Here is a 23,716-nt window from a genome sequence, read left to right as displayed (position 1 = left end):
CTGGTGGGCTGCTGCGCCAGAGCGATTGCCCTCGTTATAGAGCGATTGCTGCTAAGGCCTGTGGCTGCGCCACTTGCGCTGGATTTGGCGGGCTCTCCGGACAGCTCGGCGAATTATTTTTCTCCAGCTATACCGCAGGGATAGATCGCACTAACCCTCGGGATAGTTTCCGCGAGAAGTTTGCCGAGATAGGCTCCATCCGGGTCAACGAGCGCCTCACCTACTCGTTCGCGCCGGCGCGGCGTGGGCTCCCTCACCATCATAACTTTGGTATAGGATCATGAATCAGCCGATCCTGCGCGATCCGCTGCACGAGCGCTCGCCCGTCACATCCGAGGTCCCGCAGAACGGCGTGTCCGCTGCCGAAGGGCGTCCCGATGTGGAGATGGCACGCGTGCTCGGGACCACACCATTTCACATGACTTTGGATTCCTCCGGCGGAGGGATCGCCCACTGGAAACATGAGCCATTGCACGATGCGGTCGCGCCAATGGCCCATCATGTTATCATGGCTTACAACGGCACGGTGCAGCGCATCGAGCGGCGCTCGGGAAAATCGGTAGCGATCGGAACGTTTCGTCCGGGGGTTGTGATCATCATTCCGGAAGGATCGAGCTCCCGATGGGATATCCCGAAACCTGTCGATGTCGTTCAGCTCTATCTTCCACACACGACGCTTGAGCGCGTTGCTCTCGAAGCCGACATGGCCATGCCTGTTAATTTGCTGGAGCGAACGGCACATCCTGATCCCATTACATCCCGATTGCTCTTGAGCGCGGCCGATGTCCTGGACGGAAATGGACCCTTGGATATGCTCTTCAGGCAGCAGATAACGGACCTCCTGGCCACGCGCCTCCTCGCCGCGCACACTGGCTTGCCAACGCCGCCCCAGCCGACCATGGGTGGGTTGTCGCCTAAGGTCCTGCTGCGCGCCATTGATCGCCTACATTCGAGCAGCGAAACGGACGTCTCGCTCACGGCTCTCGCATCGGAGGCCGGCCTGTCGCGCTTTCACTTCTGTCGTGCCTTCAAGGAGAGTACGGGGCTTTCGCCGCATGCCTGGCTACGCCAGCACCGCCTGGAGCAGGCTATGAATATGCTGCGCGACACCGACGAGTCAGTCGTCTCGGTCGCTGCGGCGCTTGGCTATGCCTCGCAGACGGCCTTCGCCGCAGCGTTCAGGAAGCTGACCGGCGAAACACCAAGCGATTGGCGACGGCGCATGCGTTAACAGCCATGCTTGGTGCTCGACGTCATGCTGAACCGACTTGTGACATCCAGGCGGCAGGCGAAGTTGGATTTGATGTGGGCCGCATGGCCAATCGCCTCGATCGTGGTCACTCGAGGGAAATCGTGGTTTTGGCCACTGTGCCGTGCTGCGGAGTAGAACTTGGTTGCGGTCCCCCGCAACCAATTCTGTCATAAGTCACTAACCGTCCCGGTCTGATCGACCCGGGCGGTTCTTGCGTTGCAGTGGTAGCTGGCACAGCAGTGGGTGAGGGGTGGACGTATGACTGCTTGGTGCCCCGTTCCGATTGTTCGAACTTTGTTTGTGCGCGCTTGAAGGTGGGCGGACCACTTAGTCGGCTGTGGCGCCAACTACGGCGTGGAAGCGAGTCGTGTCGTTGTGAGATTCGCATCTTTTCCACGTCCGACATTTAGCATTTCTAATAGCAGCCGCTCCTGGTACAGCTTTAACGGCCTCGAAAATTTTGCCCTTGCTGGACAAACTCCGTCCATTTCCCGCCACTGGCACGATCTTGCGGAGGCGTTTCCCATTGAGCAACAGCTTTACTGCAGGCGATCCGTGGTTCCCAGATCGCAGGAGCTGCCAAGGGGCCCCTAATTCTGGTCTGCTCGAGCCTTTCGATAGCTGCTCAATGGTCGGCGACGATTATCGGGCCAGTGCAAGTCTGGTCGCACAAACCAGCTTGCATCATGATAGCTGAAGAACTGCGGACTTATTGGCCTCAGGCGCAAGAGCTTTCCCAGTTCGGCAGGCGTGATAATAATTGTCTTAAGCGCGTTGAACGGTGGCTTTTTGACCAATGAATCTGTCAACCGCTTGAGCCGGTAGTCCATCGTCAGGAAATAGTCTGCACTATGCCGCTCCGCCGTCGCAATGTGCCAGGCGTCGAGGTTGTTTCTCTGACCAAGACGCTCCACCAGTGCGGCATAAAGCGGGTCTTCAGATCGGGCTAGTCTCTCTTGCTGTTGCTCTTTTGCACTCGGTAGTCCCATCCATGAAGGGCCCATGGTCGGTATCTTGTAACCATCGAGGCTTTTCAGCTGAATATTCCGGAACAGCGAATAATCGAAACTACCGTAGCCATGAAAACGCCCACTGGGGTGACGAAACTGTTCGTACTGAAGTTCGGCTGAGGTGCAAAGCTCCAACAATCCCTTCCGCGCCAAATACAGTATGCCGGGAAGGAAGAGCACGTTTTGGTGATCGACAGAGTCACTGTCGGGACCGTACACACAAATCCGCGCCGCGTAGCCCGTTTCAGCATCCAGGTCACCCCACTTCTTGGGGCCGGTCGAAACCCACCCGGTCTCATGTGTAACAGCTTTGCCGATCGTGTTGTTGTCGACCAAAACTCGAAGGCGCTTCTGGCGAAGAGTTTTTTGCGCCTGCAAAGTCGTTGCAGCGACAAGCATGTCGACTATGCTAGGCAGATAGCGAAATCGCCAACGCTCTAGTGATCTGATCCAGTGCTGTTGCCAGCTCATCCATCTGCCCCCGATGCAAGCCCATTCTATGCCAAGGCAAGGAAAAATGATAAAGGCCCTGCCTTTTCGATCCGATAGAATCCGCGGTTAGCGGGGCTCAGGGAAGGGGACAGCGCACCAATAGTCGCGCTGCCGTTCTGACCTTTAAAAATCAGCGAGCTTCGACCTGCCTATAAACAACACTGACATGTCGATGCGACGGAGTTGTTGGCGAAGCGGCTCGCAGTCGGAATAAGCTGCTCGCAACTTCTGTTTCAGGTCACCGAGCATTGTGATCATGCCACCGTGCGACTTCGCAGCCTCGCGATAAATGCTATCCCCCTCGACTGCGTGATAGTAAACGTCGAAGAACTCTGGCCCTTGAAGTTGATCGGGGCCGATTTCGAGATTCATCCAATCCTCCAACGTAGAACGCAACGAATTAATACGCCAAGATACGCTGTCAGACAGCTTTTTCGACAAGAGTACGGCCTTAATAATCCGCCCGGCCTCAATGTGTCCGGCGATTCCCAATTCCCCTATTGGGCGACGGCGGCGCGAACCGAGACTGTAGCTGTAGGGAATGGTTTTCGCGCTCGCCTCTGGATAGATTGTGTCTCGGCAGCGGGCGCGGCGTGTATCCTGTGGCGTCTTGGCCATGGGGCTGACGAATGTATTCCATGACGGTGACGACTCGCCGAGCCAATTTTCTTCGACTAGCGGTGTGGGCATAGCATCTATCTTTGCCGCGAGGGCGCTGAGGTCATAGCCAGAGCTGCCATCGGTTGCGACATAGAGGTCGCAAGAATAGGGGCTATACATACCTGGCCAGGAGGTCTTGACGATCTGCCAACCGGTCCGGGTGGCCCAATCGGACCGTTCCATCTCAGGTACGCCGCTATAGGGTTCGTCGACAAGAATGAATTGCCCGCTCACCGGATCGACCCAATTAGTCGCATGGTCGTTACCCGGCAACTTGTCGTCGATCGAACCATTGGGATAGGCTTTTCGATAGTCGCGAGAGGGGCGCAGACCCGAGTGTTCCATAAAGCGAAGCGAGCGCTCGGCGGTGCAAAGATACTGGCGCGCGTAGCTCTGCGTATTAGCCAATGTGTCACAGACAAAATGGTCGTCCGCGACCATACGAAGATTGACAAAGCCCCTAACATATTTGAGCAAGGCTTTACTACAGATATCAAGGATAGGCTTCGAGAGCTCGATCTTGAGCGTCTCGCGCCCGACTTGGTGCCGTTGCCTCCTGTCGTACCAATAAATAGTCAACAGCACATACGGGTGTAGAGACACCATTCCCCGCCTGGGGAGCATGCGTTGTGCATTTCGGAAATTCGTGCAGTTGGCGGCTTTCGCGGCCAAATCAAGTGCAATGGAGTATTTGATGCCTTGCTCCTTGCGGAGCTGCATAGCGAGACTCTTGACGCCATCGAGCGTCGTAGGACGCACGTCACCAATCAACATAGCCATTCTCCTGGCTTGAATGCGTAAGCGTCACTCGCCAACCGCCTTTCAAGCCGAATGCTTGTTGAAAGGGTTTGCAGAAAATTTCACGGCAATGCTGCCAGCAGCTTCGGAACGGCGAGTGCCATGCTCATGCCAAGAGCTCCACATACTTAGGCGAAATGGCGAGCCCGTTCAATCACGATGCGAAACAAACTTATCGCTGTTCAGATTTTTCCGCACCGCTCCTACGCCTGAGATCTCGTAGGAAACGTCCGGTGTATGGACGATCCCTGCTGGTCGGAGCGAAGCTCATAGTCATTGGTGGGCGACGGGTCTTCGTACTCGCCCAAGATGTCTTCTGATCGTGCAAGCTCGAAGCCAGCCGGGTCGAGCCAGCGCACGACCGCGCCGTCAGCAATAGGAATGACGTTGTATCGCCGTCGACGGCCATCGGTACCGGTTAGAGCGGCCGGTTGAGGTTGTGCGACGGCGGCTTCGCGCGCTCGGCGCGGCAGCGTTCCTTGCCACTGCAGAAAGAGCTGAGGGTCGATGAGGTCCTCAGATTCGATATTCTCAAACCTATCATTCAGCCAGACCTCGAACTCTTCACGTCGCGCGGCGGCCGCTTCGCGCGTTGGCGCGAGATTCTGCGATAGAGCGAAGGCGACGAATGGCTCATGCGTGCCCCATTTCAGAAGCTCACGCGCCCAAAATCCGAACCAAGGCAATCCCGTGGTTGCTTTCCAATCAGCCAGCGATGGTACGGCGAGCGCGTCAGCCGCACCGGCAGACCAGGCCTGCGCAACGACTGCACCAACTGCCACACCAAGCCGAAATTCTAGATTGTCAGCGACGAAGCGCTGCCAGGCGCGAAGATTATCAGCTTCCGGCGTTGCCGCGCCCGGTTCATGCAGCCACCATCCCAATACGTCGGCCCAGCGGCGTAGGAGCGACTGATCCGTATTGGTCTGGCGCACACGAAAGCCGAAGCCGCGATCGGCGGCTAGCAGGTCACCAACTGCTTCGAAGACATCAATGCGTGCGGTGGCGTCACTTTCGCCGTATGTGGTTGCCGCCGCAATAAGCTCGCGAAGGCGAGGAGCGATCGCTTCAAAGCGGCGGCCGACGACCGGTGAGAAACCATACTGGTATAGGCGTCGGCGTTCTTCCGCGTCCGGGTAGACGGTCTCGACGATTGCGCGGCCTCGCTGCACGAACGCTCGCTCAAGCCAGAGTTCCTGAGCTGCTGCGGCGGAGGTGAACGTCGTTCCCCACAAGTCCACGAGGTGAGCCTCGGCCCTAGCGCCCGTCATATCGTCAGCCTCGGCGCGCGAGACTTCTTCGATAGCGGTCAAGAGGACGCCGTCAAGTTCGTCAAGCGTATCGGCCAAACGGGCACGCGGGTCGGACGCGCCTTCGCCGGCCTGGCCGCTGATATTTGCGGGCAGTATTGCTTCCAGCCACTCGAGGAAGTCATTCGGATCGATCCCGAGTAGGCGCTCTGCTCGATCGCGGATGGCTTTCAGGAGCAGCGCCAAGGGGCTTTCGACTTCATCCGCATCCATTTCTTCGATCAGCAGCGAAGCTCGCAAGCGATCATAATCTGTCTGCAACTCCCGAAGTTGCCCTCGTTGAACAGGGATCGTTGCCGTCGCGGTGGACGAGACTTGTGTTGGCAGCGCGATGAGGGTCATGCCTTCGATCCCTTTCGCTGCGCCGGGCCTTCCGGCTCGCCCGGCCAGATTGCGAAATTCGGCGGTCGACAGCGGGGCAATGACCTGTGCTTGGTTCGCCTGATCCCACGAGCGTCGTTTGAGCGACGTCAGGAAAATGAGATCGAAGGGAAGATTTACGCCTTCGGTGAGCGTCGCGGTAGCGACAGTAATCGGGCAAATTCTACTTTCGATCATCTCTATCATCAGCCGCCTCAAGCGCTGCGGCATCTGTCCGTGGCTAGTAGCGATCCCTCGATCGAGGAGGAAGAGTTCGAAAGAGCCTTCGCCGCAGTAGTCGATGCAAGCCGCTCGCGCTTCGTCGAATCGCTCCCGCCCGATGCCACCGGGTGCTATGAATGGAGGGACGGCGGCCCAGGTTGCAAGTTCGAGGGCCTCCTTGAACCAGCGCATCGTTTGTTCAGGCTCTTGAGCGACAGAGATTAGAATTCGCTGATCTTCTTCGACAAGATGCAGCGCAGTCCAAAGTACACTAAGGCAGTTGAAGCGATTAAGGCTGTTGCGCATGGTGGCCGGGAGCAGGGGCATCGGCTGCATGCGTAGCGGAAGATAGACGGGTTGCTCTTGACCACGCACGTAGAGCGTCCGCCCATTCATTATATCGAGGAGGATCTGGCCTGTGGCATTGGGGGCAGTCTCCAGAATGCCAATGACTTGCCGTGTGCTGCGATAGCGGACACCCACTGCATCTGCATCGGTGCGGCCCTCGATCCATCGAGCGACGGGGAGAGCAGCACCTCCTGCGACCGCTGTGAGCGCGATGCGCACAACATTGGGTCGCTGGGCAACCACCCGAGAGACAAAGTTCTCCAGCCTGATCGAGCGGTTGCTATGGTCGGAGAAACTGACGCGCGTATTATCGTCGGCTTCGGGCACGACTTGATGGGCTTCGTCGAGAATCAAGAGCCGCAGCCGCTCCATGATTGTTGTGCCGAGATATCGCATCAATGCGTCAGCCTTCTCGACGGTTGCGATGAGGACCGTGGGCTCCTCACCGGTGAGCCAGTAGTCAGTGATGCCCCAATCGGCGCCGCCGTAAAGCGCGGTGATGGTCATCTCGCTTCCGAGTTCGGCGCGGAGCTTGACTTCTACTTCGCCTGCGAGCGCCCGTGAAGGGACCAGGTAGATTGCAAGGGGAGCGAGGCCATTGTGCTCCCGGAGTAGAAGCTCTTTCAGGAGGGCCATGTTCGCCACCAATGTCTTCCCCGATCCCGTTGGCGTGCAAAGCGCAAACGACGAGTCTTGCAATAGACGCTCAAGACCCTGTAGTTGCGATGTCCATAGGATTCCGCGGCCGCGGCCGAACTGATCGCGGGCATATGCCACCAGTTTTCCGGTCTGGGCGGGATTCAGCCCAGCAAGGGCACGTAGCGGCCGATAAATGCTCGATGTCTTAAAGCTGTCTGCGACCTGCCGCATGAGCGTAACGACCAGCGAGGCATCGTCGCTGAATGTCCTCGCTGCCATTTCGTCGAGTGCGTAAAGCTTCGACATTGCGATCTCTAGCCTTGCGTCATCGCCGCGGCGGAGGCTGTCAGAGATCAATCCGAGGCTACGAACAAGTTCGACGGTGAAGAACCACGTAACCCGGTTGTCATCTTCGTCCCACTCGAATTCCTCGACGCCAGCCGAGGCGAGCCGGTGCGAAGCATCCCGTTCCGTCAAGTCGGGATTAGCGATCCAGAAGGCGGATGATTGACGAATGACGCCATTGAAATCCGCTCTCAGAAAGGCTGAATAAAGCGCGATTCCCTCGTGATCGGTTGGGATTTGCCTGAGGAGCCCTGACGCCATTGCCGGCAGGCCTCCGAGTTGATACGCCGCGGCCGCCAGCAACTCGATAGGGACGACAGAGCGAAGACTGTCATTGGCGCGCGATAACCACTCCAAGATTTCACCGGTTCTGCGATAGCAGTCGATTGCCCTGGGCGAAGATCGTCCCTCGATCTCCCGGAAGATGTGCGCTGCGTGAAGGAGGCGGCGGGCATCCCCTAACTGCCGAGTTGACTCGCGTTCACTCCATTGGATCGCGGGGACCTGCCAGGTGGTCTGAAGGCACCGTACATACGCGCGCGCCTGGGGGCGCGAGAGTTCATTCTCGATGGCCAGCGCGCGTCGGAGGGCATCGGCAACATCGAGACGGTCAGCGTCGAACTCGGGCACTAGTCCCCCTCCTGCCACAGGCTTGAATAGAGACCGTCGATCAACTGCTCGCCATCGGTCAGGATGAGTTCCACGACCTGGAGGTCATGCGGGGCGGTGTACTCCTCCGGCATCTTTTCCCAACCGATAACCACCTCTAGTGCTTTTCGATCGCGAGCCCCATTGCCGGCGATCAGGATCAGATTGGTTCGGGGAAGCGGTGGAGCATCTTCCAAAAGGACAGCTCGATCGATCGAGAGAATCGCCGCTTGATGGCCGTCGGAGTCGCGTAATTCAAGGAGGCGCTGGAGCTGCCGCAGGCCGTGAGGAAGCGGGGTGTCCCTGTTGACCTCAAACCAAACCCCTCGGCCAGATCGAGTGCGCTCGCCAGTTTCCTCATCCTCTTCCCATGGGCCGAACATGAGTGAATCGGCCGCGGACTTGGTTAGCCGCTGGCGCCACTTAGCCTCTCCGGCAATGAACCTGACGACTTCTCCGGCTTCGTTGAGGGACAAACCTAAAAAGTCAGAGCCAAAGCGGCCAAAGACCTGCCGAACGCGGTCAGGGTTGCGTGCTAGGTCCCAAAGATAGGCTTCGACGTCGGCGTGTTGTCGAAAAAGGAAAATCGGTATGCACCACTGATGACCCCCAACGAATTTGGCTTGGAACGCTTCCGTCATCATACCCGCCATCACTTCCCCGAAGAGCCCGCGTCGCGCAGTGGACGGTAGGCAACTGGGGTAACACGCGTGTGCTCCCGGAGCGTCGGCGTCGGGATGTAGGTCGATGCCGATTTGGCGGTGAAAGTACTCGCGCGCATCGAGATGAGCGGACTCGAAGTAGGGACGCATAGCGTCGATCAGGTTACCGTCAGCCGCCACCTTCTGTTCAAGCAGCAGATGGCCGTAGGCTCCCCTAATCGTCGCGTTGGATGATAACCACTCGTCAATTGCTTCGGCTGGCGGTTCACAGGTATGCATCGATGTTGCCTATAATCGAACGCCGAATTGAGCCGCCTGCGTCGCGGAGGGTAGAACTTTGCTAGACAATATGTATCTCTCCAACCCCCGCTACAGTATGCTCCCCACATTTTATTAAAGAGAATTAAAATCAGAAATTTTAGTAAAGTACAAATGAATTGATGATGCCGGGGTAATGAAACGTCGAAGCGTGCTTGATTCCATCAATCGTCCCGCAATCTGTTCTCAAAGAGAGTATATCAGCTTTATAAACTTGGTCCCCGGAGGCGGTTATTTGGTTTGCGGTTCGCAAATTCGACCGTGGCCTACGCGCCCCAATGTCGGCCGTCGAGGTAAATTTTGCCCTTCCCCTGAAGCGTTCACCGTGGTGACACCGTTGGAAGTCGTCTTCGCGGCGATTACCGCCGAGCGACCCTACCCGGGTAGTCGAGGCGTATGCGTCAGTTGGTCGCCAAAGAAGGTGACGTATGCGCTCCAGCAGCCTAGAAATATTGCACTCGCAGTCAGGAACATTTTGCCAATGCCCTTTTCACCTTCAGAACTGAACATGTGGTCCGATGATCCCGGCGAAAGGGCTGAGCGCCCAGATGATCGCGCAATAAATGAACGGTACGTCCGCGGCGAGGGGCGCATTGTCATCGAGTCTAATCGCGAGAAATTGCCAGGCTTCATCAACCAGCTCAAGGATCCAAACTACATGGATCTTCGCCCCTTCTATCAGCGGCGACCGCGCTGGGACGCCAGGACGCAGAGCCTGCTGATTGAGTCGTTCATCATGAATATTCCTGTTCCGCCTGTATTTTTGTACGAGCGAGACTACAATTCTTACGAGGTCATGGACGGGCAGCAACGGATTACCGCAATCCGTGACTTCTATGCAAACTCTATTAAGCTGCGTGGCTTGGAGACTTGGCCAGAACTAAACGGTCGTACTTATGCGACGTTGCCAGAGAAGATTCGCGCCGGGATCGACCGTCGATCAATCACCTCCATTGTACTGCTCAAGGAATCGACGGAGAGCGAAGAGGAGGCTTCGCTTCTCCGTGAGACAGTTTTCGATCGGCTTAACACCGGCGGGGTCAAGCTAGAGCGACAGGAGATAAGGAATGCCCTTTACCGGGGCTCGTTTAACGACATGATCCATGAGATCACCCGGTCGGATGACTTCAGAGAGGTCTGGGGCCTGCCCCGCTGGGTCGAGGGTGAGATAGAGACCAACCAATCGCTTGTCGCCGATCCCTTCTTTGCAAAGATGGCTGATGCTGAGGTCGTGCTGCGATTCTTCGCACTGAGGCATGTGGATCACTACCGGGGGGGAATGCAAGGCTTCCTCGACCTTTACATGAGACGTGCTGCAAAGTTCTCCTCTCAGGATGTTGCTCAGCTTAAAAATCTTTATCAACGTACACTGCACCTTGCTCGCGAGATCTATTCTGACTGGGTTTTTCGACCCTATTTGGCTGAACGGGAGACGTGGGACTCGAAACCGCACCGAGCGTTCCAAGATGCGGTCATGATTGGGTTGTCCGAATGTCTTTCGGACGATCTGATACTGAAGCAGCGTTCCATTGATGTGATCGAGGCGACTAAGCAGCTATTCGCAGCGCATCCAGACGGCACATTTACTGGTCGGGGAAATACAAAGCAGGACATCAAGGACAGGATCGCCCTCTATCGAGGCATGCTTTCAGAAATCCTGGGTTGACTATGTACAATGCCTTCCTCCAGCGAACGAAGCAGACGATCATCGCGCTTGGGAAGCACATTCAAACTTCGGATCGGTTCCGGGCAGTGGTGTTCGACGATACACTAAAATGTGTTTCAGGAACGCCCTGCTTTGATCCTACGTTTGGCTCTACTGAGACAGCGCCGGACAGACTTGAGTGGCGCATCATTGATCATTGTGCGGCGGTCACTCGAATCTACGCCATATATGAGCAGTTTGCTCACGAGATGATCCGGGAGCATCTCAGCCTTCTGCAGAGCAGACTTTCGTTCTCCGATCTCCCGGAGTCAATCCGATCTTCTTACAGACTGGGGATCGCGAAGATTCTGGACAAGAAGGAGGGTCCCCGGTTCGCCGATTTGGATTTGATACAGCTAATAGCTGGATATGAGCGCGCTCTCACCGGGAAGGAATATGCGCTTGAGCCGCGTGCCATGCTCATGCAGGAGCAAAATCTTCGGCTTCCCGAACTTCAACGCTTCATGGGCGCCTGCGGCATCGATGGGGTGACAGCATGGGTCGAGCAACACCGTTCGGTCAAGGGCTTCTTTGCATCCGGTGACCGTCTAACGGCGTCGGCCGCGAGCCAAATGGCGGAACTCATTAAGTATCGAAACGATGCAGCTCACGGCAGTATCGATATCGGCGACATTTTGCATGTCAATGTGTTGATCGAATTCTGTGATTTCATTTCAGCTGTGTGCGAAGCTCTGGCGGAGAGAGTGCAACTCGCTGGATTGTATTCGCTGAAGCCGTGCAGCCATGTGAAGGAGCGAGGCAAAGTAACGGAGTCGCTAAAAGGCGACATGGTCGGAATTGGGGCCATGACAGGTGCTTTCAAGGTGGGCTGCACGGTCTATTTGTGTGGCGAAACTTACTGCCTCGAACGCAGCGTTACCGAAATTCAGTTGGAAGGTTCGTCACATAGCGAGGTCAATTTAATGGCAGCCACGGAACTCGGCATGAAGTTCGACGCACCAGGCAAAAAGAACGCGGTCATTATGATGATTGAACCGTTGCAGATTCATGCAAAGGCCGACGCCGATCCGAACAATACCGCTCCAGTGGAACAGGTTTAGGGATAAAATGTCGGCGATCCACAGCCGGCACGCAGTTCTGCCGTTCGCAATGTTCGAATGACCAATCCACTGTCATTTTTTCAAGCGCTTTTGCGCTTGGCGGATGCGGTCAACGAGTCACGAACCAAGATCGAGGCTTCCCTAGTTTCGGTTCGTCTATGCACCCGACGTACAGGGCGCTTTGCCACGTTTGAGGCCGGAGAACGGACCTTCCGTCGTCGGCGCCAGAGCTGTCCTTGAGTATTCCGACCCGCGGATGGGCCAAAGGCAAATCCTGAACGGTTTAAATCGACGGCAACGGCCTGGCGTGACATTCCAGATTTTCCAGAGTTTGGGCAAAAACCCTTAACACTATACAATTGTAGGGTAGTTTACCGAGACCCAATCGGATCCATCCGCGGTAGCCAAATAGCCGTCTCCCTCAGGCCAGGTCGGCGTTTGATCGAAGCGGAAGAAATTCGAAAGCTCCCAGTTAAAAGCTGCTGCCATACCGAATTGCGCTACAAGCATAATCGCATTCGCAACAAGCGCCTGTACTGCAGCGACAAGTGTCGCGCGCTCGAATTCGTTTTCCCGGTCGTGCTTCACAGCGTGGTAAGCCTCGTACCACGGCAATTCTTTCGTCGGTGCTCCAGCCACACCCCAGCGCTCAAAAGGCTTGAATGGCTGGAGGCTAGAGAAGTCGCGGATGCTGACAACATACTCTCTGAGACGCATGACTTCCGCGAGCTGGACATAGTCTTTTGTCGACATGCGGTCGCGAAATATTCCGTTCTTATTCAGAACGCCCCGCCAATGCATTTCTGTTTCGGTAGCAGCAATAATTAGAAGATTGCGAATGTTATGACCGTAGACGCCGAGCGTCTTCGCGGAAGGCTCGACCGTCCGACAGATGTCTTGCAACAACCGGACTAACGCAACCAGCTGCGAGCGACAGCACCCGATATGCGCAGACTCAAATATGCCACTCGCGGACCAGAGCGTTAGATCTTCCGCAAGCAAGAGGGGCCGGGCGATACGCGGGTGATATGTTCCAGGGTCTCGCTCAAGAGGCACAAATGAGTCTTTGGGCCAGGGAGTACAGCGTGCGATCGCATCCCAGGCAGTTTCGCCTTGGTGTGCTTCGTAGCGAAAGAGGCTAGGTCCCGACTCTATACCGGCCTTTTCCGCAGTCCGTCCGTCAATGCGCCAGAGTTCGGTCGAATGACCAAGCCCTGGACGCCGAAGATAGTGAACCGCTGAACCGCTCATCATTTAGCTTTCTGACTGTAACCGGTCAGGTACGGGCGCTGATGGTATCATTCGCAACGCCGGTGCTTCTTGCATCCACGGCGGTCTGCTCTCTAGCCGCTTGATCGCAGCAATGGCAGATCGACCCAGCTTTGGATGCAGGGACCATGGCCGGATCAGATCAATGTCGTCTACCGTGCCCCAGCGGCCCAGCCCCGAGAGGCAGCCTCCTATCAGGTGCTCTAGATTGAAGAAGTCGAAATAGCCGCACTGCCTATCAGGAGCTTTCAGCGCAGCACGCAGAATGTCCGCGGTCACCTCCGGGAAGGCTGCGGTTATCGATGCGTTTGCTGTTTCTGCGTCCGGAAGTTGTTTCAGGTTTTCCGAAAACATCCAGTCGGAATGACCGAATTCACTGAGCACGGCTGCCGCGACCCCGGCCGAATGATCGGACAGCACGCTTAGCGGTACAGTACAATTCTCGCGCCGCTGCGCCATCGTCAGATCGCGCCGATTGAGCCAATAGAGAATGTCACCGCAGGCCATGAGAGCTGTCGCAGCCGCAGAGAGTCGTTCGGAGGGCCGATCGGGCTGCGCGCAACCGAGATAGCCTAGCACGATATGCGCCATGGTAAAATTCTGGATGGCATCTTGCGGCATGAAGGCGTCGGTTGCAGGGAGAGCGGCAAATGGTTCGATCAGTGCCCCGGCAGTAGGATCGCCTTGGGATCCGATGCCGACCATGAGAGGGACGAAAAACAGCCCTATAGAGATGTCGTCTACCCCTCGTGCCGCCATCCGGAGCAACCTCTTTCGGTCGCCGTCGGAGAGTTCTCGCCAAGCCTCGCAATAGGCTCCGTCGAAGGGATGGTCGAACTGGCCGGTCCAAATTCCCCAGGCTAGCGCGCACCGGTCCGGATCGAGTTCATCTTCTAGCGCTTCGGCGATATTGGCGCGCACCGTCACAAGATGGCCAGATTCCTCGTCGCCTAGTGCGCCAAGGAACTTCAGCGCATCAATGATGGCGGTCGAAACGAGAGTATTTTCGACGGGCGGCAATGCTTGCACCGCATTGATGAGCGCCAGCCTATCTTCATCCGTGGCGGTCCAACCCGCGAAACCGCAGCACTCCATGAGATCCAGCCGCAGGTGATAAGGCGCAAAAGGCCAGTGCCGCTCCAGTACGCCAGGCAAAATATCCGCGACCGGAGGACCGTCATGACGGGCATACCGATGGAGTTGCAACAGCAGATAGAGCTGACCATGACTGAGGTTCTCGGAGGAGAGGCGCTGCTTCAGATTGAGCTCCAGCGCGTCATCCGCTCCGGCGAACAGCGAGCCGCTATGTATCGGAGCGAATATTTGAGCCAACCCCATCGGCTTCCAGGCTTTGCCGACATAGCAGCAGGCGAATAGCCCGCTGCGAAGCGCCACCTTCTCGTCTTTCAGCTTCGACAGAAGCCGCCGATGTTCACTGAGAAGCCGCCCATCCATAGCACCGACTAGCTCAAGTACGTCATCCAAGCGCCGCCCGGCAGCCAGCTCTTGAGGGAAGGTAAGCAGCACCGCGCGATCTTCCTCGCGCCATTCTCGCAGTGCGGCCGGATTCACGCTCACGCCCATGAAGCCTTTCGGGTCGACCTCGAAAGACAGCGCCTTAATCTCTTCGGCAACGCCGGCCAGGACGGAGTCGCATCGCCTATTGGCCCAGCGCTGCGCCGCCCTTCCGCATTGGCCCCGTAGGCAGGCCTCGATAACCTCGGGATCGGTCGATCCATCGAGGACACGCAACTGCAAGGCATCATCGTCGATCGCCGCGACGATCAGGGCTTTGGTTTCCGCGTGCCGCGGCGAAGCGATCCTCTGCAGGATTGCGTCTGTGCTGCCGTCGGCTTGGCGAACCACTGCCTCGGCCGCGAATACGTTCAGAAACATCTCGTGACTGAACGTGAAGCGGTCGCCGCGGCGCTCAAGAAGACCGTGACTCTGTAACGTCTGAACAAGGCTTGCACTGAGGTTTTCCTTATCGAGCAGCCGGTCGAGCTCACGCAATGACAGGCTGAAACTCAGCCGGTCGAACATCACCCCGGCGAAGCGCGAAAGCGCCTTGATGCCGCTAGAGGCGTCGGGGCCGAGGCGCGCGCGGACGTAGAGATCAAAGAGGCCGTAGCGGCTTGTCCCGGCAGGCAGCTGCCGGGCAAGTTGGCCGACGATCCTCGCCTCAAGGCCACTTGCAACCGCATCAAGCAGCGGCCGTAAAACGTGATCTTCTGCCCGGTCCGCAAACAGACGCGCAATGGCGAGTTTGGTTTCCCGTTCTGGCCTCAGCACGGCGTATTCGTGCAAATCCAAGAGATCGGCTCGTTCGATCGGGCTTTGGCCGGAAAGAATGATGCGTGCCTCGTAGCGCCGCGCGATGGCGGCCACGCTGCGTGTCAGCCGCTGGCGCTCGGCTGGCGAGCATTCATTGTAGCCATCGATCACAAAGAGGAGCGGTCGGCCGCTCCGGCGCGCAGCATTGATGAGCAACTGTGCCGAAGGTGCACCGAGCAACGTCACTTCTCGGTTGGCAACATCACTCAAGCTTCCATCAAAATCCTTTGCCGCCAGAATGAGAGGCACGCCGCCGTGCGCCATGGCGGCGAGCGCGAGGCTGTAGGAGAGAAGACTTTTGCCGCAACCGGAAGGCCCCATCAGCGCTATGCTCAGCTCATTCACCGCACGCAATGTGAGTTCATCGAACGATAGCGCCTCATTGCCGAGGCGGCAGGTTCCCGACACCAGTTTTGTCGCGAGCGGCTGGTAGGTGCGCGAAAATGCTCCTGCATAACGGGACAACATTTCCTCTGCTTCCAGGAGGCGTGGATCGAGTGCAGCTTCGAGCGAGGACACTCGGGCTAGATGTTGGGCCTGTGCAAAGGCCCGCCAGCGCGCGAGGGGCCATCCTCCTTGCGTAGCCACGGGAAACGCTGAGGCGAGGGATTCTTCGTCCGCAAGTGTGACCTTAAAATTTTCGGCGTTGATCGAAGATCCCGCCGGCAGCCGGGGCAGGAACACCAGAGCTCCTTTTGGATAGGCCGCTTCCTCCCCGGTAAATCGGCGCATGGCGTCACGCACCGCATGCCGCGCGTCGATAGTCTGGGTATGGAGATTACGGCTGCTCTGCCATTCCCCCGAGGCAAGCCGCACCTGCCATGCACCATTTTCGCCGCCCCGGACAGGCGCGTTGAAGCACTTGGCTTCGAGGACCGCTGCACCGTGCTCAACCGCAACGATGAGATCAATCTGGCGCCCGCTGAGGTGCGTGTTGGCGATCAGGATCGCCGGCGTCCCAAGCGCTTCGAGCAGATCTGCCGCACGGGCAAGGATCCGACGATCGGAGCCATGCTCAAGGGGAGCTCCGATATAGATTTCTACCGACGCCAAGTCCGGCCTCATGAAAAGGATCTTCCCAATCAAGCCTTGAAGCGTTGTCTTTATTATTCCGGCGCCCATCAGCGAACGCATAATAGGATGGCTACCACCCTATCACTATTCTATTCCGGTGCGCCTTCCGGGCCAAGCTCAAGTGGCGCGACCGGCTTAGTTGTCCTGATTCTCGTAAACCAAGCCACGATGTATGATGGCCTTAGGCTTTGATCCTTGCATATTTTCCGGCATGTAGCTGATCGGAGATGTATGTCCCGCGCCGCCGGGCCAGACTTTAAACATCGGCGTTCGGAGCCATTTCGCAAGCTAATACCGAACGGCTTATTGCAAAGCGACCTGCGCTTGCCGCCATTCGCAGAAGGACGGATGCACTACGCTTAGATGATGCTTGGTCGGACTTACGCGTGCGAATAGAAGCGGTGTTATCTCATCAAAGTGATTGTGTAGAGAGCGTTCAATCCTCCTGGAACGCCTGCTTTCCCTTAACGACCCACAGCGCTCGTGTCTGCCCACCTTGTTCGCTCTTGAGCTTGTCCGCCATCCAGAGCAATGCGCCGTAGATCATGGCGCGATCTTCGCTGGTTAGGTCCACGATGCCCGCTTTAACGACGAGCCCGCCGAGCTCGATGAGATGCCGCGTGCGCTTGCGACGCTCGACCTGCCAGGTTCGCATGTCATGTCGAGCCCGAGCCGCTTGATGGCGGTTGCGGGCTGCCTGATTGCGTTTGAGCGCTGCGCGTGTCGCGCTCAATTGACGGTGCAGTTCGCCGTGCTCGCCCCTGGAAAAACGTGGCCCCGCGCCTGGCCCATGCCTCCCTCCTGCCGGCATCCTTCGTCTCGGTCAGTAGGCTCAATGCACCCGCTAATTCCTCGACGCTGAAAGCGTCCGCCCCGGTGGCAATAACCAGTTCGCCAAGCTGCTGCACCTTGCGCGTTTTGAGTTCCTTTGCCTTGTCTTCCAAGGCTTTCAGCTCGGCATCGAAGTTGCGTGGTTTGCGCATCATGTGCTCCAAAGTGTTGATGCGGCGATGATAGTGGAGCCTTTGCCGAAAGGCTGTAGGGCTGCCGAGACTGGCTGGGACCGGATAGTCGTTCCCGAGATTTTTTCGAGGGAGGGCGCGCTTATACGTCGTTCCGACGTCAGCTCGACCGTGCCATATCCTGGTCGGTGGCGATCTATCATCTTCACGTCAAGGTCATCGGCCGCAAGGCCGGCTCCAGCGCGGTGGCTTCCGCCGCCTACCGCTCTGGTTCGCGCTTACGGGACGAGCGCTTCGACCGCAGCCACGACTTCTCCGCCAAGCGCGGCGTCGTGCATTCCGAGGTCATGCTGCCGGACAATGCCCCCGAAGCGTGGAGCGACCGCGAGCGACTGTGGAACGATGTCGAAGCCTTCGAGATCCGCAAGGATGCCCAGCTTGCCCGCGAGGTGGAATTCGCTTTGCCGCGTGAACTGAGCCAGGCCCAGGGCATCGAGCTTGCCCGAGACTTTGCGCAGGCCGAGTTCGTGGACCGCGGCATGATCGCCGATCTCAATGTGCATTGGGATGTGGGCGAGGATGGCATGCTCAAGCCCCATGCCCATGTCATGCTGACCTTACGCTCGGTGGACGAGAACGGCTTCGGTCAGAAGGTGCGCGACTGGAACCGCACCGAAATGGTCGAGCACTGGCGCGAGCGCTGGGCCGAGTTTGCCAATGAGCGCCTGGCCGAACTCGACATCGATGCCCGGATCGACCATCGCAGCCTGGAAGCCCAGGGCATCGCGCTGGAACCGCAAAGCCAGGTCGGCGCGCCGGCGCAGCGCATCGAGCGCGAGGGGATAGAGGGGCCGGGCGTCGAGGATCCGGGAGCCGCTGCCGATCGTGCGGAACTGCATCGCGAGATTGCGCGAGGCAATGGCGAACGCATCGTCGCCGATCCGTCTCTGGCCCTGGATGCCATCACCCATCAGCAATCGACTTTGACTGAGCGCGACATGGCGATGTTCGCCCATCGTCACAGCGATGGTCTCGATCAGTTCAACCAGGTGATAGGCGCGATGCGGAGCGCCCCTGATCTGATCGAACTCGGCCAGGACGGACGCGGCGAGGATCGCTTCACCACCCGATCGATGATCGAAGCCGAACAGCGCCTGCACCATGCTGCCGAATTGATGGTGGAACGCGGACGCCATGTAGTGGAGTACGCGGATCGCGAAGCAGCGGTGATGCATGCGGCAGAACGCGGCCTGGTCCTGTCGGGCGAGCAGGCCAATGCGCTGGCGCATATCACCGATGGACGCGATCTTGGCATCGTGGTCGGCTATGCCGGCACCGGCAAGAGCGCCATGCTGGGCGTGGCGCGCCAGGCTTGGGCAGCGGCTGGTTATGAGGTCCGCGGCGTTGCCTTGTCCGGCATCGCAGCGGAAAACCTCGAAAGCGGATCGGGCATTGCCTCCCGCACCATCGCCAGCATGGAACATGGCTGGGTCCAGGGCAAAGACAAGCTCACCTCCCGCGATGTCCTGGTGATCGACGAGGCCGGCATGGTGGGGACGCGGCAACTGGAACGCGTGCTTTCCCATGCGGCCGAGGCTGGCGCCAAGGTCGTGCTGGTCGGTGATCCCCAGCAACTGCAGGCGATCGAAGCGGGCGCAGTCTTTCGCTCGATCCATGATCGTCATGGCGGTGCCGAGATCGGCGAGGTGCGGCGTCAACGGGAAGCCTGGCAGCGGGACGCCACCCGCGATCTGGCGAATGGCTGGATCGGCGGAGCCATCCACGCCTATAGCGCCCATGATAGGGTGCATGCCGCTCAGACTCGCGAACAGGCCCGCGAGGATCTGATTGAGCGCTGGGATCGTGATCGGCTGGTCTCACCCGACGCCAGCCGCATCATTCTCACCCACACCAATGTCGAGATACGGTCGCTCAATGAGGCAGCGCGGGAGCGGCTTCGAGTCGCCGGCGATCTCGACGACGACGTGCGCCTGACGGTCGAGCGCGGCGAGCGCAGCTTTGCCAGAGGCGACCGCATCATGTTCCTGCGCAATGAGCGCAGCCTTGGGGTGAAGAACGGCACGCTCGGTACCGTCGTCGAGATGAGCCAGCAATCTATGTCGGTACGCACCGACGACGGTCGATCCATCGGCTTCGATCTCAAGGACTATGACCGCATCGACCATGGCTATGCCGCCACCATCCACAAGGCCCAGGGCATGACGGTGGACCACACCCATGTGCTGGCAACACCAGGCTTGGATGCCCATGGCAGCTATGTCGCCCTGTCGCGCCACCGTGATGGTATGGAGTTGCATTATGGCCGTGACGACTTCGCCGATCGAGATCGGCTTGTCCGTACCCTGTCGCGTGACCGATCCAAGGACATGGCATCGGATTACGAGCAACGAGATCCAGTTCAGAGCTATGCTGAGCGGCGCGGCATCAGCTTCCGCGAGCGTGTTGTCGAAATCGTGCGCAAGGTCGTGCCCGAAAAACTGCGCGATCGGATCGATGGTCTTATCGACGGATTACGCTCGCCCGTAGAGGACGCGCGCGATGGGAAGGCCGTGCAACTGCCGGAACGGGAACGGAAGCCGAGCGAGGCGCAGACCATTCGACGCGAGACCGATGCGCCGGAGCGCAAGGCGGCGGAAGACCCGGAAGCGGCGTTGCGTCGGGCGAGATCGCGGGCACTGGTACGCCATGCCCGTGCCTTCGAAGCGATGTTCAATACGGGCGACGCGGATGGCAAGATACACCCCACTCCGGAATTCAGGCGAGACCTCAGCGATGCGCGCAAGGCCTTTGAGGAAATCCGCCCCCATGGCTGGCGCGATGCCGAAGCCGTCTATGTCAAGGATCCGTCGCTGATCAGCGAGGCGGCGGACGGCAGAAGGCTCAACCGAATGATCCGTGCCATCACGCTCGAAACCGAACTGCGCCTGGAGCGGGATAACCTCTCCCAGCGCGCCGACCGCTTCGTGGAGGACTGGCGCAAACTCGACCGGGCCAGCGAACGCCGGTATGCGGCGGGCGATTATTTAGGCTACCAGGCCGCGCGGAAGGAAATGGGCGATATGGCGATGAGCCTGGAACGTGATGCGCAGATGGAATCTCTGCTCCGGGGCCGCAAGCGGGAGCTCGGCATCAGTATGGACTTCGAGAGAGGGATGAGCATCAGCGAGCAACTCACCCTCAGCCATGGTCTCGGCAGGGGCCGTGGCATCGGATTGTAACCCGCCCTATTTGCCGTCGATTCTACGCCAGGTCGCTACGCCGGCTAAATGTCTCTTGCATAACGATAAAGTCCTTGTTTCGTCTGGTCCCGGCAGAGACCAGGGATAGCCAGCAGGAGGCAGGTCAGCTATGCGTGAACCGGAGCGTATCATCCGCCTCAGAACCGTCCTTGCCCGAACCGGGCTCTCCCGGTCCACGATCTACCGCAAGATCGCTGAAGGCACGTTCCCGGCCCAGATCAAGATCAGCATCAACGGGGCAGGGTGGCATGAATCCGAGATCAGTCGCTGGACAGCCAATCCTGTCGGATGGCGACCGGAAGGCGAGTTCGATGAGCTCTGACTGAAGAACAGGCCGCTACCGGGTCTGCCTTCAATAACCAAGCATGGCGTAGCAGCACAGGGCGAAGCCGCCAGTGGCACCGACCAGGCCGGTGTAGCCGATGATTTTGTCCCGAGGCTTGAGCTGTAGTTTGTTCAAGTGCTCGGCACCGCCTTCTGCCCCTGAAACATCATAGCCGAACAGGCTCGCAGTCTTCCGAGTGGCTGGGTGGTCCGTTCCCGTCTTGCGCAGAAACCAGCCGAACAGGGCACTGGTGAGCAACTTTTGCAGAGTGCGGGTGATGGTGCCGATCACGCTGAGCTTGAGGATGATGCCGCTGACAAACATGAGGCAGAAGCCCGCAGCGAAAAGCCAGATGTTCATAAGGGTCTCGACAGATCGAAAGCGCTTTTTCGACAATCTGGATGAGCCGCCGACGAGACTCAAGTCGCGATTTGGTTGTCGCAGCGTGGCATTCCCCGATTGCCGAAACGCAGGGCTGACCTCTGTGCTCCGCGAGAACTTCCGGCTTGTCTCGGCTCACACATCCACCGGATGATTTTCGAAAGCACCCCCAGGTCCAGATGAGCATCGGGAGCGGGCCGGCATGGATCCGAGATCGGCGGTTGGATCACGGATCCAGTATCGTGGCCGTCCAAGGGCGAGGGCAGCGAGTTCTGGTGAAGGCAAAGGCACCCCGAGAGGCTATGCTTCAGAACCAGCACGGCGAGCGCGAGAAGCCTCCCGGTCGCTGCCGGCATGATGATATTCGGCTCCATAGCCCGAGCGATGCGTATCAGATCACGGAGCGCCGAGCGGATCTGCGGCTGGGGAAATTCGGTGTCGTCCTCCCAGATCGTGCCCTCATGAAAGATCATATCGAGCTTGCCCGCAATGCCGGCAAGCGAGGTGGCTGGTGCGAGGGTCAAGGAATCGACCAGCTCTTGTTCGCGCTCACCCGATTCCACCTCCGCCTGCTTGGTGGCCGAATAGCCGATGCGCTCATCGACCGCATCCCAGCGTGCTTGATGCGCGGCCAACTCAGCCTTGGCCTTCGTACGCAGGTCAGCTATCTCAGGGGCTGAGCCACAAATCGCCTCGATGTCTTCCGGCGAGAAGAATTCCAGCGCCTCGCTGCTCCCCCGGCAGGCGAAGTGTGGTCCGGGGGAAGCCGATTTCCCTAACGAGCTTCGTCTCAAGACGCTGCTGCTTGTGGCAGAGCGCTTCGGTCCTGAGCGCTACGGTTTTCCACGCCTGCCACGCCAGCAGTGCTGGGTCAGGGCTGTCGTGACCAGTCCGCAGTTCGGCTGCCTGCGCCTTGGCCTGAAATGGCCAAGCCAGCGTGGTCAAGGTCGTGCCAATCAGCAGGCGTCGCCGGGTGACGAAAGACAAAGTCGTGCTATGGTCGGAATCAGCCATGATCCGAGCTCCTTGCAGCTTGGTTGTGGTCAGGCCGTATCAAGTGTTCGCCCACTTGATGCGGCCGCTTTCTAAAAACGAAAGGATTGTCTGTTTTTAGAAAGCCATTGTCAACGTTTTCCGAAATAGCTTGCGATTTTCGCAAGCTAACATCAATTTGTGGTATGGATTCTGGTCAATGTCGCGCTGCACGGGCGCTATTGAAATGGACGCAAGAGGAACTCTCCGTTCGCTCTGGCGTGAGTGCTGTTACCATTCGTAATTTCGAGAATGATCGGTCTGTTCCTCAAACCGGAACACGATACCTCCTTCAAAAAACGCTTGAAAATGCCGGTATCGAACTCATTCCCGAAAATGGTGGTGGTATTGGCGTACGTTTAAAAAAGCTTTAGTTCGCTAGAGCATTACTTTTGGTCGCCTGCTTGACGTGGTCTGGCCGTAGCGGGCCAGAGGTCCTTTAGTTTTGAATGACAACGCATTTACGATAGAATTAAGCCGATATTCGGATTTATCAGAAACGTTGGCGCCTTATGGAAGGAATATATAAGATATTTGCGGCTGCAGTATACGTATCAGTCCCTTTCGTTTAATAATATTATTTATAATAATGCGAAAATTATTAATCTATACTATTGTTTCTATAATTTGAATCGTCGTTTTTAGGGATAAATGAGAATTTATCTGTAGATATACCATCTTTATTTAAGCGCTGATGGGCAAGTGCGAGAGAGGACGGAGTTTCGGTTTTTCATTCTCTCAATATTTATCGCAAAGCTGGACAAAGTATCTTGTTACCTGTCGGCAGACTCTGGATTCGCGCTCGACAATTTTCGACTTGCGTTCTCGCGCAAAATGAACACATTACCGAATTGTAATGACCGCCGTTTCATATACAAAATGACGCGATGGGGTTCATGTTGATGTGGGTATAGGAATACATTCTATTTACATATAATACATTCCTTAAAAATATGGAGCGATTGTGGAATCAGAAGAGAATGCCAAAAAGAGAATAGATGAAAGCTGGTCATGGGCAAGGTCGGTTGTAGAAGAGGCCGTACTTTATCTAGAAGCTAATGTTCCCTCTTTGTGGAATCAATATCTTAGGGAAGAGCGAGCAGATGAGGTGATTTCCGACGAGGTTCATCGGGGGTTTGTGGTGGAGCTGTCTACAGTTTTTCCCAACCGCTCGCAATTCGATTTAGGTTCTCTCTTTGGTGAGATACGAAGATATGTCCAAATTAATAAGATGAATAAATAAAAATAT

18 protein-coding genes are annotated in these 23,716 nt (G+C 57.6%); 7 read left to right on the top strand and 11 right to left on the bottom strand.

What is annotated here, in order from left to right; translation table 11 throughout:
- Positions 1-280: 280 nt before the first annotated feature.
- Positions 281-1,231, top strand: a complete 951-nt coding sequence (locus ACR9ZN_RS06020; protein WP_481271614.1) for a helix-turn-helix transcriptional regulator — start codon at positions 281-283, stop codon at positions 1,229-1,231.
- A 611-nt stretch (positions 1,232-1,842) separates the two neighbouring features.
- Here the strand turns inward: ACR9ZN_RS06020 and ACR9ZN_RS06015 are convergent.
- The 4 genes from ACR9ZN_RS06015 to ACR9ZN_RS06000 all read right to left on the bottom strand — a co-directional run bounded on the left by ACR9ZN_RS06015 (position 1,843) and on the right by ACR9ZN_RS06000 (position 9,025).
- Positions 1,843-2,661, bottom strand: coding sequence for a PIN domain-containing protein (locus tag ACR9ZN_RS06015; RefSeq protein ID WP_481271613.1), 819 nt, complete (start codon positions 2,659-2,661; stop codon positions 1,843-1,845).
- Between the two features lie 216 nt (positions 2,662-2,877).
- Positions 2,878-4,188, bottom strand: a complete 1,311-nt coding sequence (locus ACR9ZN_RS06010) for a DUF5623 domain-containing protein (protein WP_481271612.1) — start codon at positions 4,186-4,188, stop codon at positions 2,878-2,880.
- A gap of 227 nt (positions 4,189-4,415) precedes the next feature.
- On the bottom strand, positions 4,416-8,066 hold the full coding sequence (locus ACR9ZN_RS06005) for a DEAD/DEAH box helicase (protein WP_481271611.1): 3,651 nt from the start codon (positions 8,064-8,066) through the stop codon (positions 4,416-4,418).
- The gene (locus ACR9ZN_RS06000; RefSeq protein WP_481271610.1) at positions 8,066-9,025 is read right to left on the bottom strand and encodes an aminotransferase; all 960 of its coding nucleotides are present in this window, start codon (positions 9,023-9,025) and stop codon (positions 8,066-8,068) included. The genes ACR9ZN_RS06005 and ACR9ZN_RS06000 overlap by 1 nt, the downstream gene beginning before the upstream one ends.
- A 376-nt stretch (positions 9,026-9,401) precedes the next feature.
- On the opposite strand from ACR9ZN_RS06000, the gene ACR9ZN_RS05995 reads away from it, so the two are divergent.
- Complete coding sequence (locus tag ACR9ZN_RS05995; protein WP_481271609.1) at positions 9,402-10,730, top strand: GmrSD restriction endonuclease domain-containing protein; 1,329 nt, start codon at positions 9,402-9,404, stop codon at positions 10,728-10,730.
- A 2-nt stretch (positions 10,731-10,732) separates the two neighbouring features.
- A complete protein-coding gene (locus ACR9ZN_RS05990) occupies positions 10,733-11,830 on the top strand; it encodes a HEPN domain-containing protein (protein ID WP_481271608.1) in 1,098 nt (365 codons plus the stop codon).
- A 351-nt stretch (positions 11,831-12,181) separates the two neighbouring features.
- Here the strand turns inward: ACR9ZN_RS05990 and ACR9ZN_RS05985 are convergent, their stop codons facing one another.
- The 4 genes from ACR9ZN_RS05985 to ACR9ZN_RS05970 all read right to left on the bottom strand — a co-directional run bounded on the left by ACR9ZN_RS05985 (position 12,182) and on the right by ACR9ZN_RS05970 (position 17,490).
- Positions 12,182-12,736: a hypothetical protein gene (locus ACR9ZN_RS05985; RefSeq protein WP_481271607.1), complete on the bottom strand. Its 555-nt coding sequence runs from the start codon at positions 12,734-12,736 to the stop codon at positions 12,182-12,184.
- Between the two features lie 348 nt (positions 12,737-13,084).
- Positions 13,085-16,486 (bottom strand): NACHT domain-containing protein, encoded by a 3,402-nt coding sequence (locus ACR9ZN_RS05980; protein WP_481271606.1) that lies wholly within the window; start codon positions 16,484-16,486, stop codon positions 13,085-13,087.
- 457 nt (positions 16,487-16,943) lie between these two features.
- Positions 16,944-17,162, bottom strand: a complete 219-nt coding sequence (locus ACR9ZN_RS05975; protein ID WP_481271605.1) for a conjugal transfer protein TraD — start codon at positions 17,160-17,162, stop codon at positions 16,944-16,946.
- 1 nt (position 17,163) lies between these two features.
- The gene (locus ACR9ZN_RS05970; protein ID WP_481271965.1) at positions 17,164-17,490 is read right to left on the bottom strand and encodes a conjugal transfer protein TraD; all 327 of its coding nucleotides are present in this window, start codon (positions 17,488-17,490) and stop codon (positions 17,164-17,166) included.
- A 167-nt stretch (positions 17,491-17,657) separates the two neighbouring features.
- On the opposite strand from ACR9ZN_RS05970, the gene traA reads away from it, so the two are divergent.
- Both traA and ACR9ZN_RS05960 read left to right on the top strand, forming a co-directional pair.
- Entirely contained in the window at positions 17,658-20,708 is a 3,051-nt protein-coding gene (gene traA, locus ACR9ZN_RS05965; RefSeq protein WP_481271604.1) for a Ti-type conjugative transfer relaxase TraA, read from the top strand.
- A 130-nt stretch (positions 20,709-20,838) separates the two neighbouring features.
- Complete coding sequence (locus tag ACR9ZN_RS05960; protein WP_481271603.1) at positions 20,839-21,051, top strand: helix-turn-helix transcriptional regulator; 213 nt, start codon at positions 20,839-20,841, stop codon at positions 21,049-21,051.
- 30 nt (positions 21,052-21,081) lie between these two features.
- Here ACR9ZN_RS05960 and ACR9ZN_RS05955 read toward each other — a convergent pair whose 3' ends face one another.
- From ACR9ZN_RS05955 to ACR9ZN_RS05945, 3 genes are read right to left on the bottom strand one after another with little or no spacing between them, the layout of a single operon-like run.
- On the bottom strand, positions 21,082-21,414 hold the full coding sequence (locus ACR9ZN_RS05955) for a hypothetical protein (protein WP_481271602.1): 333 nt from the start codon (positions 21,412-21,414) through the stop codon (positions 21,082-21,084).
- A gap of 59 nt (positions 21,415-21,473) precedes the next feature.
- A complete protein-coding gene (locus tag ACR9ZN_RS05950) occupies positions 21,474-22,070 on the bottom strand; it encodes a hypothetical protein (RefSeq protein WP_481271601.1) in 597 nt (198 codons plus the stop codon).
- A gap of 34 nt (positions 22,071-22,104) precedes the next feature.
- Entirely contained in the window at positions 22,105-22,449 is a 345-nt protein-coding gene (locus tag ACR9ZN_RS05945; RefSeq protein ID WP_481271600.1) for a hypothetical protein, read from the bottom strand.
- A gap of 107 nt (positions 22,450-22,556) precedes the next feature.
- Here ACR9ZN_RS05945 and ACR9ZN_RS05940 point away from each other — a divergent pair, with 107 nt between their 5' ends.
- Positions 22,557-22,841 carry a helix-turn-helix domain-containing protein gene (locus tag ACR9ZN_RS05940; protein ID WP_481271599.1) on the top strand — a complete coding sequence of 95 codons (285 nt, stop codon included), beginning with the start codon at positions 22,557-22,559 and terminating at the stop codon, positions 22,839-22,841.
- A gap of 590 nt (positions 22,842-23,431) precedes the next feature.
- Positions 23,432-23,710 (top strand): hypothetical protein, encoded by a 279-nt coding sequence (locus ACR9ZN_RS05935; protein WP_481271598.1) that lies wholly within the window; start codon positions 23,432-23,434, stop codon positions 23,708-23,710.
- The last annotated feature ends 6 nt before the right edge of the window (positions 23,711-23,716 follow it).

The organism is Labrys sp. HAY1-8F (assembly GCF_056754975.1).
Note: the sequence above shows the minus strand (reverse complement) of the source record. Positions and strands in the feature narration are given on the sequence as shown.

Excerpts from the sequence above, each read along its gene's own strand:
- ACR9ZN_RS06020 (WP_481271614.1), top strand. The coding sequence starts at position 281 with ATGAATCAGCCGATCCTGCGCGATCCGCTGCACGAGCGCTCGCCCGTC.
- ACR9ZN_RS06015 (WP_481271613.1), bottom strand. The coding sequence starts at position 2,661 with ATGCTTGTCGCTGCAACGACTTTGCAGGCGCAAAAAACTCTTCGCCAG.
- ACR9ZN_RS06010 (WP_481271612.1), bottom strand. The coding sequence starts at position 4,188 with ATGTTGATTGGTGACGTGCGTCCTACGACGCTCGATGGCGTCAAGAGT.
- ACR9ZN_RS06000 (WP_481271610.1), bottom strand. The coding sequence starts at position 9,025 with ATGCATACCTGTGAACCGCCAGCCGAAGCAATTGACGAGTGGTTATCA.
- ACR9ZN_RS05990 (WP_481271608.1), top strand. The coding sequence starts at position 10,733 with ATGTACAATGCCTTCCTCCAGCGAACGAAGCAGACGATCATCGCGCTT.
- ACR9ZN_RS05975 (WP_481271605.1), bottom strand. The coding sequence starts at position 17,162 with ATGCGAACCTGGCAGGTCGAGCGTCGCAAGCGCACGCGGCATCTCATC.
- ACR9ZN_RS05970 (WP_481271965.1), bottom strand. The coding sequence starts at position 17,490 with ATGCGCAAACCACGCAACTTCGATGCCGAGCTGAAAGCCTTGGAAGAC.
- ACR9ZN_RS05960 (WP_481271603.1), top strand. The coding sequence starts at position 20,839 with ATGCGTGAACCGGAGCGTATCATCCGCCTCAGAACCGTCCTTGCCCGA.
- ACR9ZN_RS05955 (WP_481271602.1), bottom strand. The coding sequence starts at position 21,414 with ATGAACATCTGGCTTTTCGCTGCGGGCTTCTGCCTCATGTTTGTCAGC.
- ACR9ZN_RS05945 (WP_481271600.1), bottom strand. The coding sequence starts at position 22,449 with ATGGCTGATTCCGACCATAGCACGACTTTGTCTTTCGTCACCCGGCGA.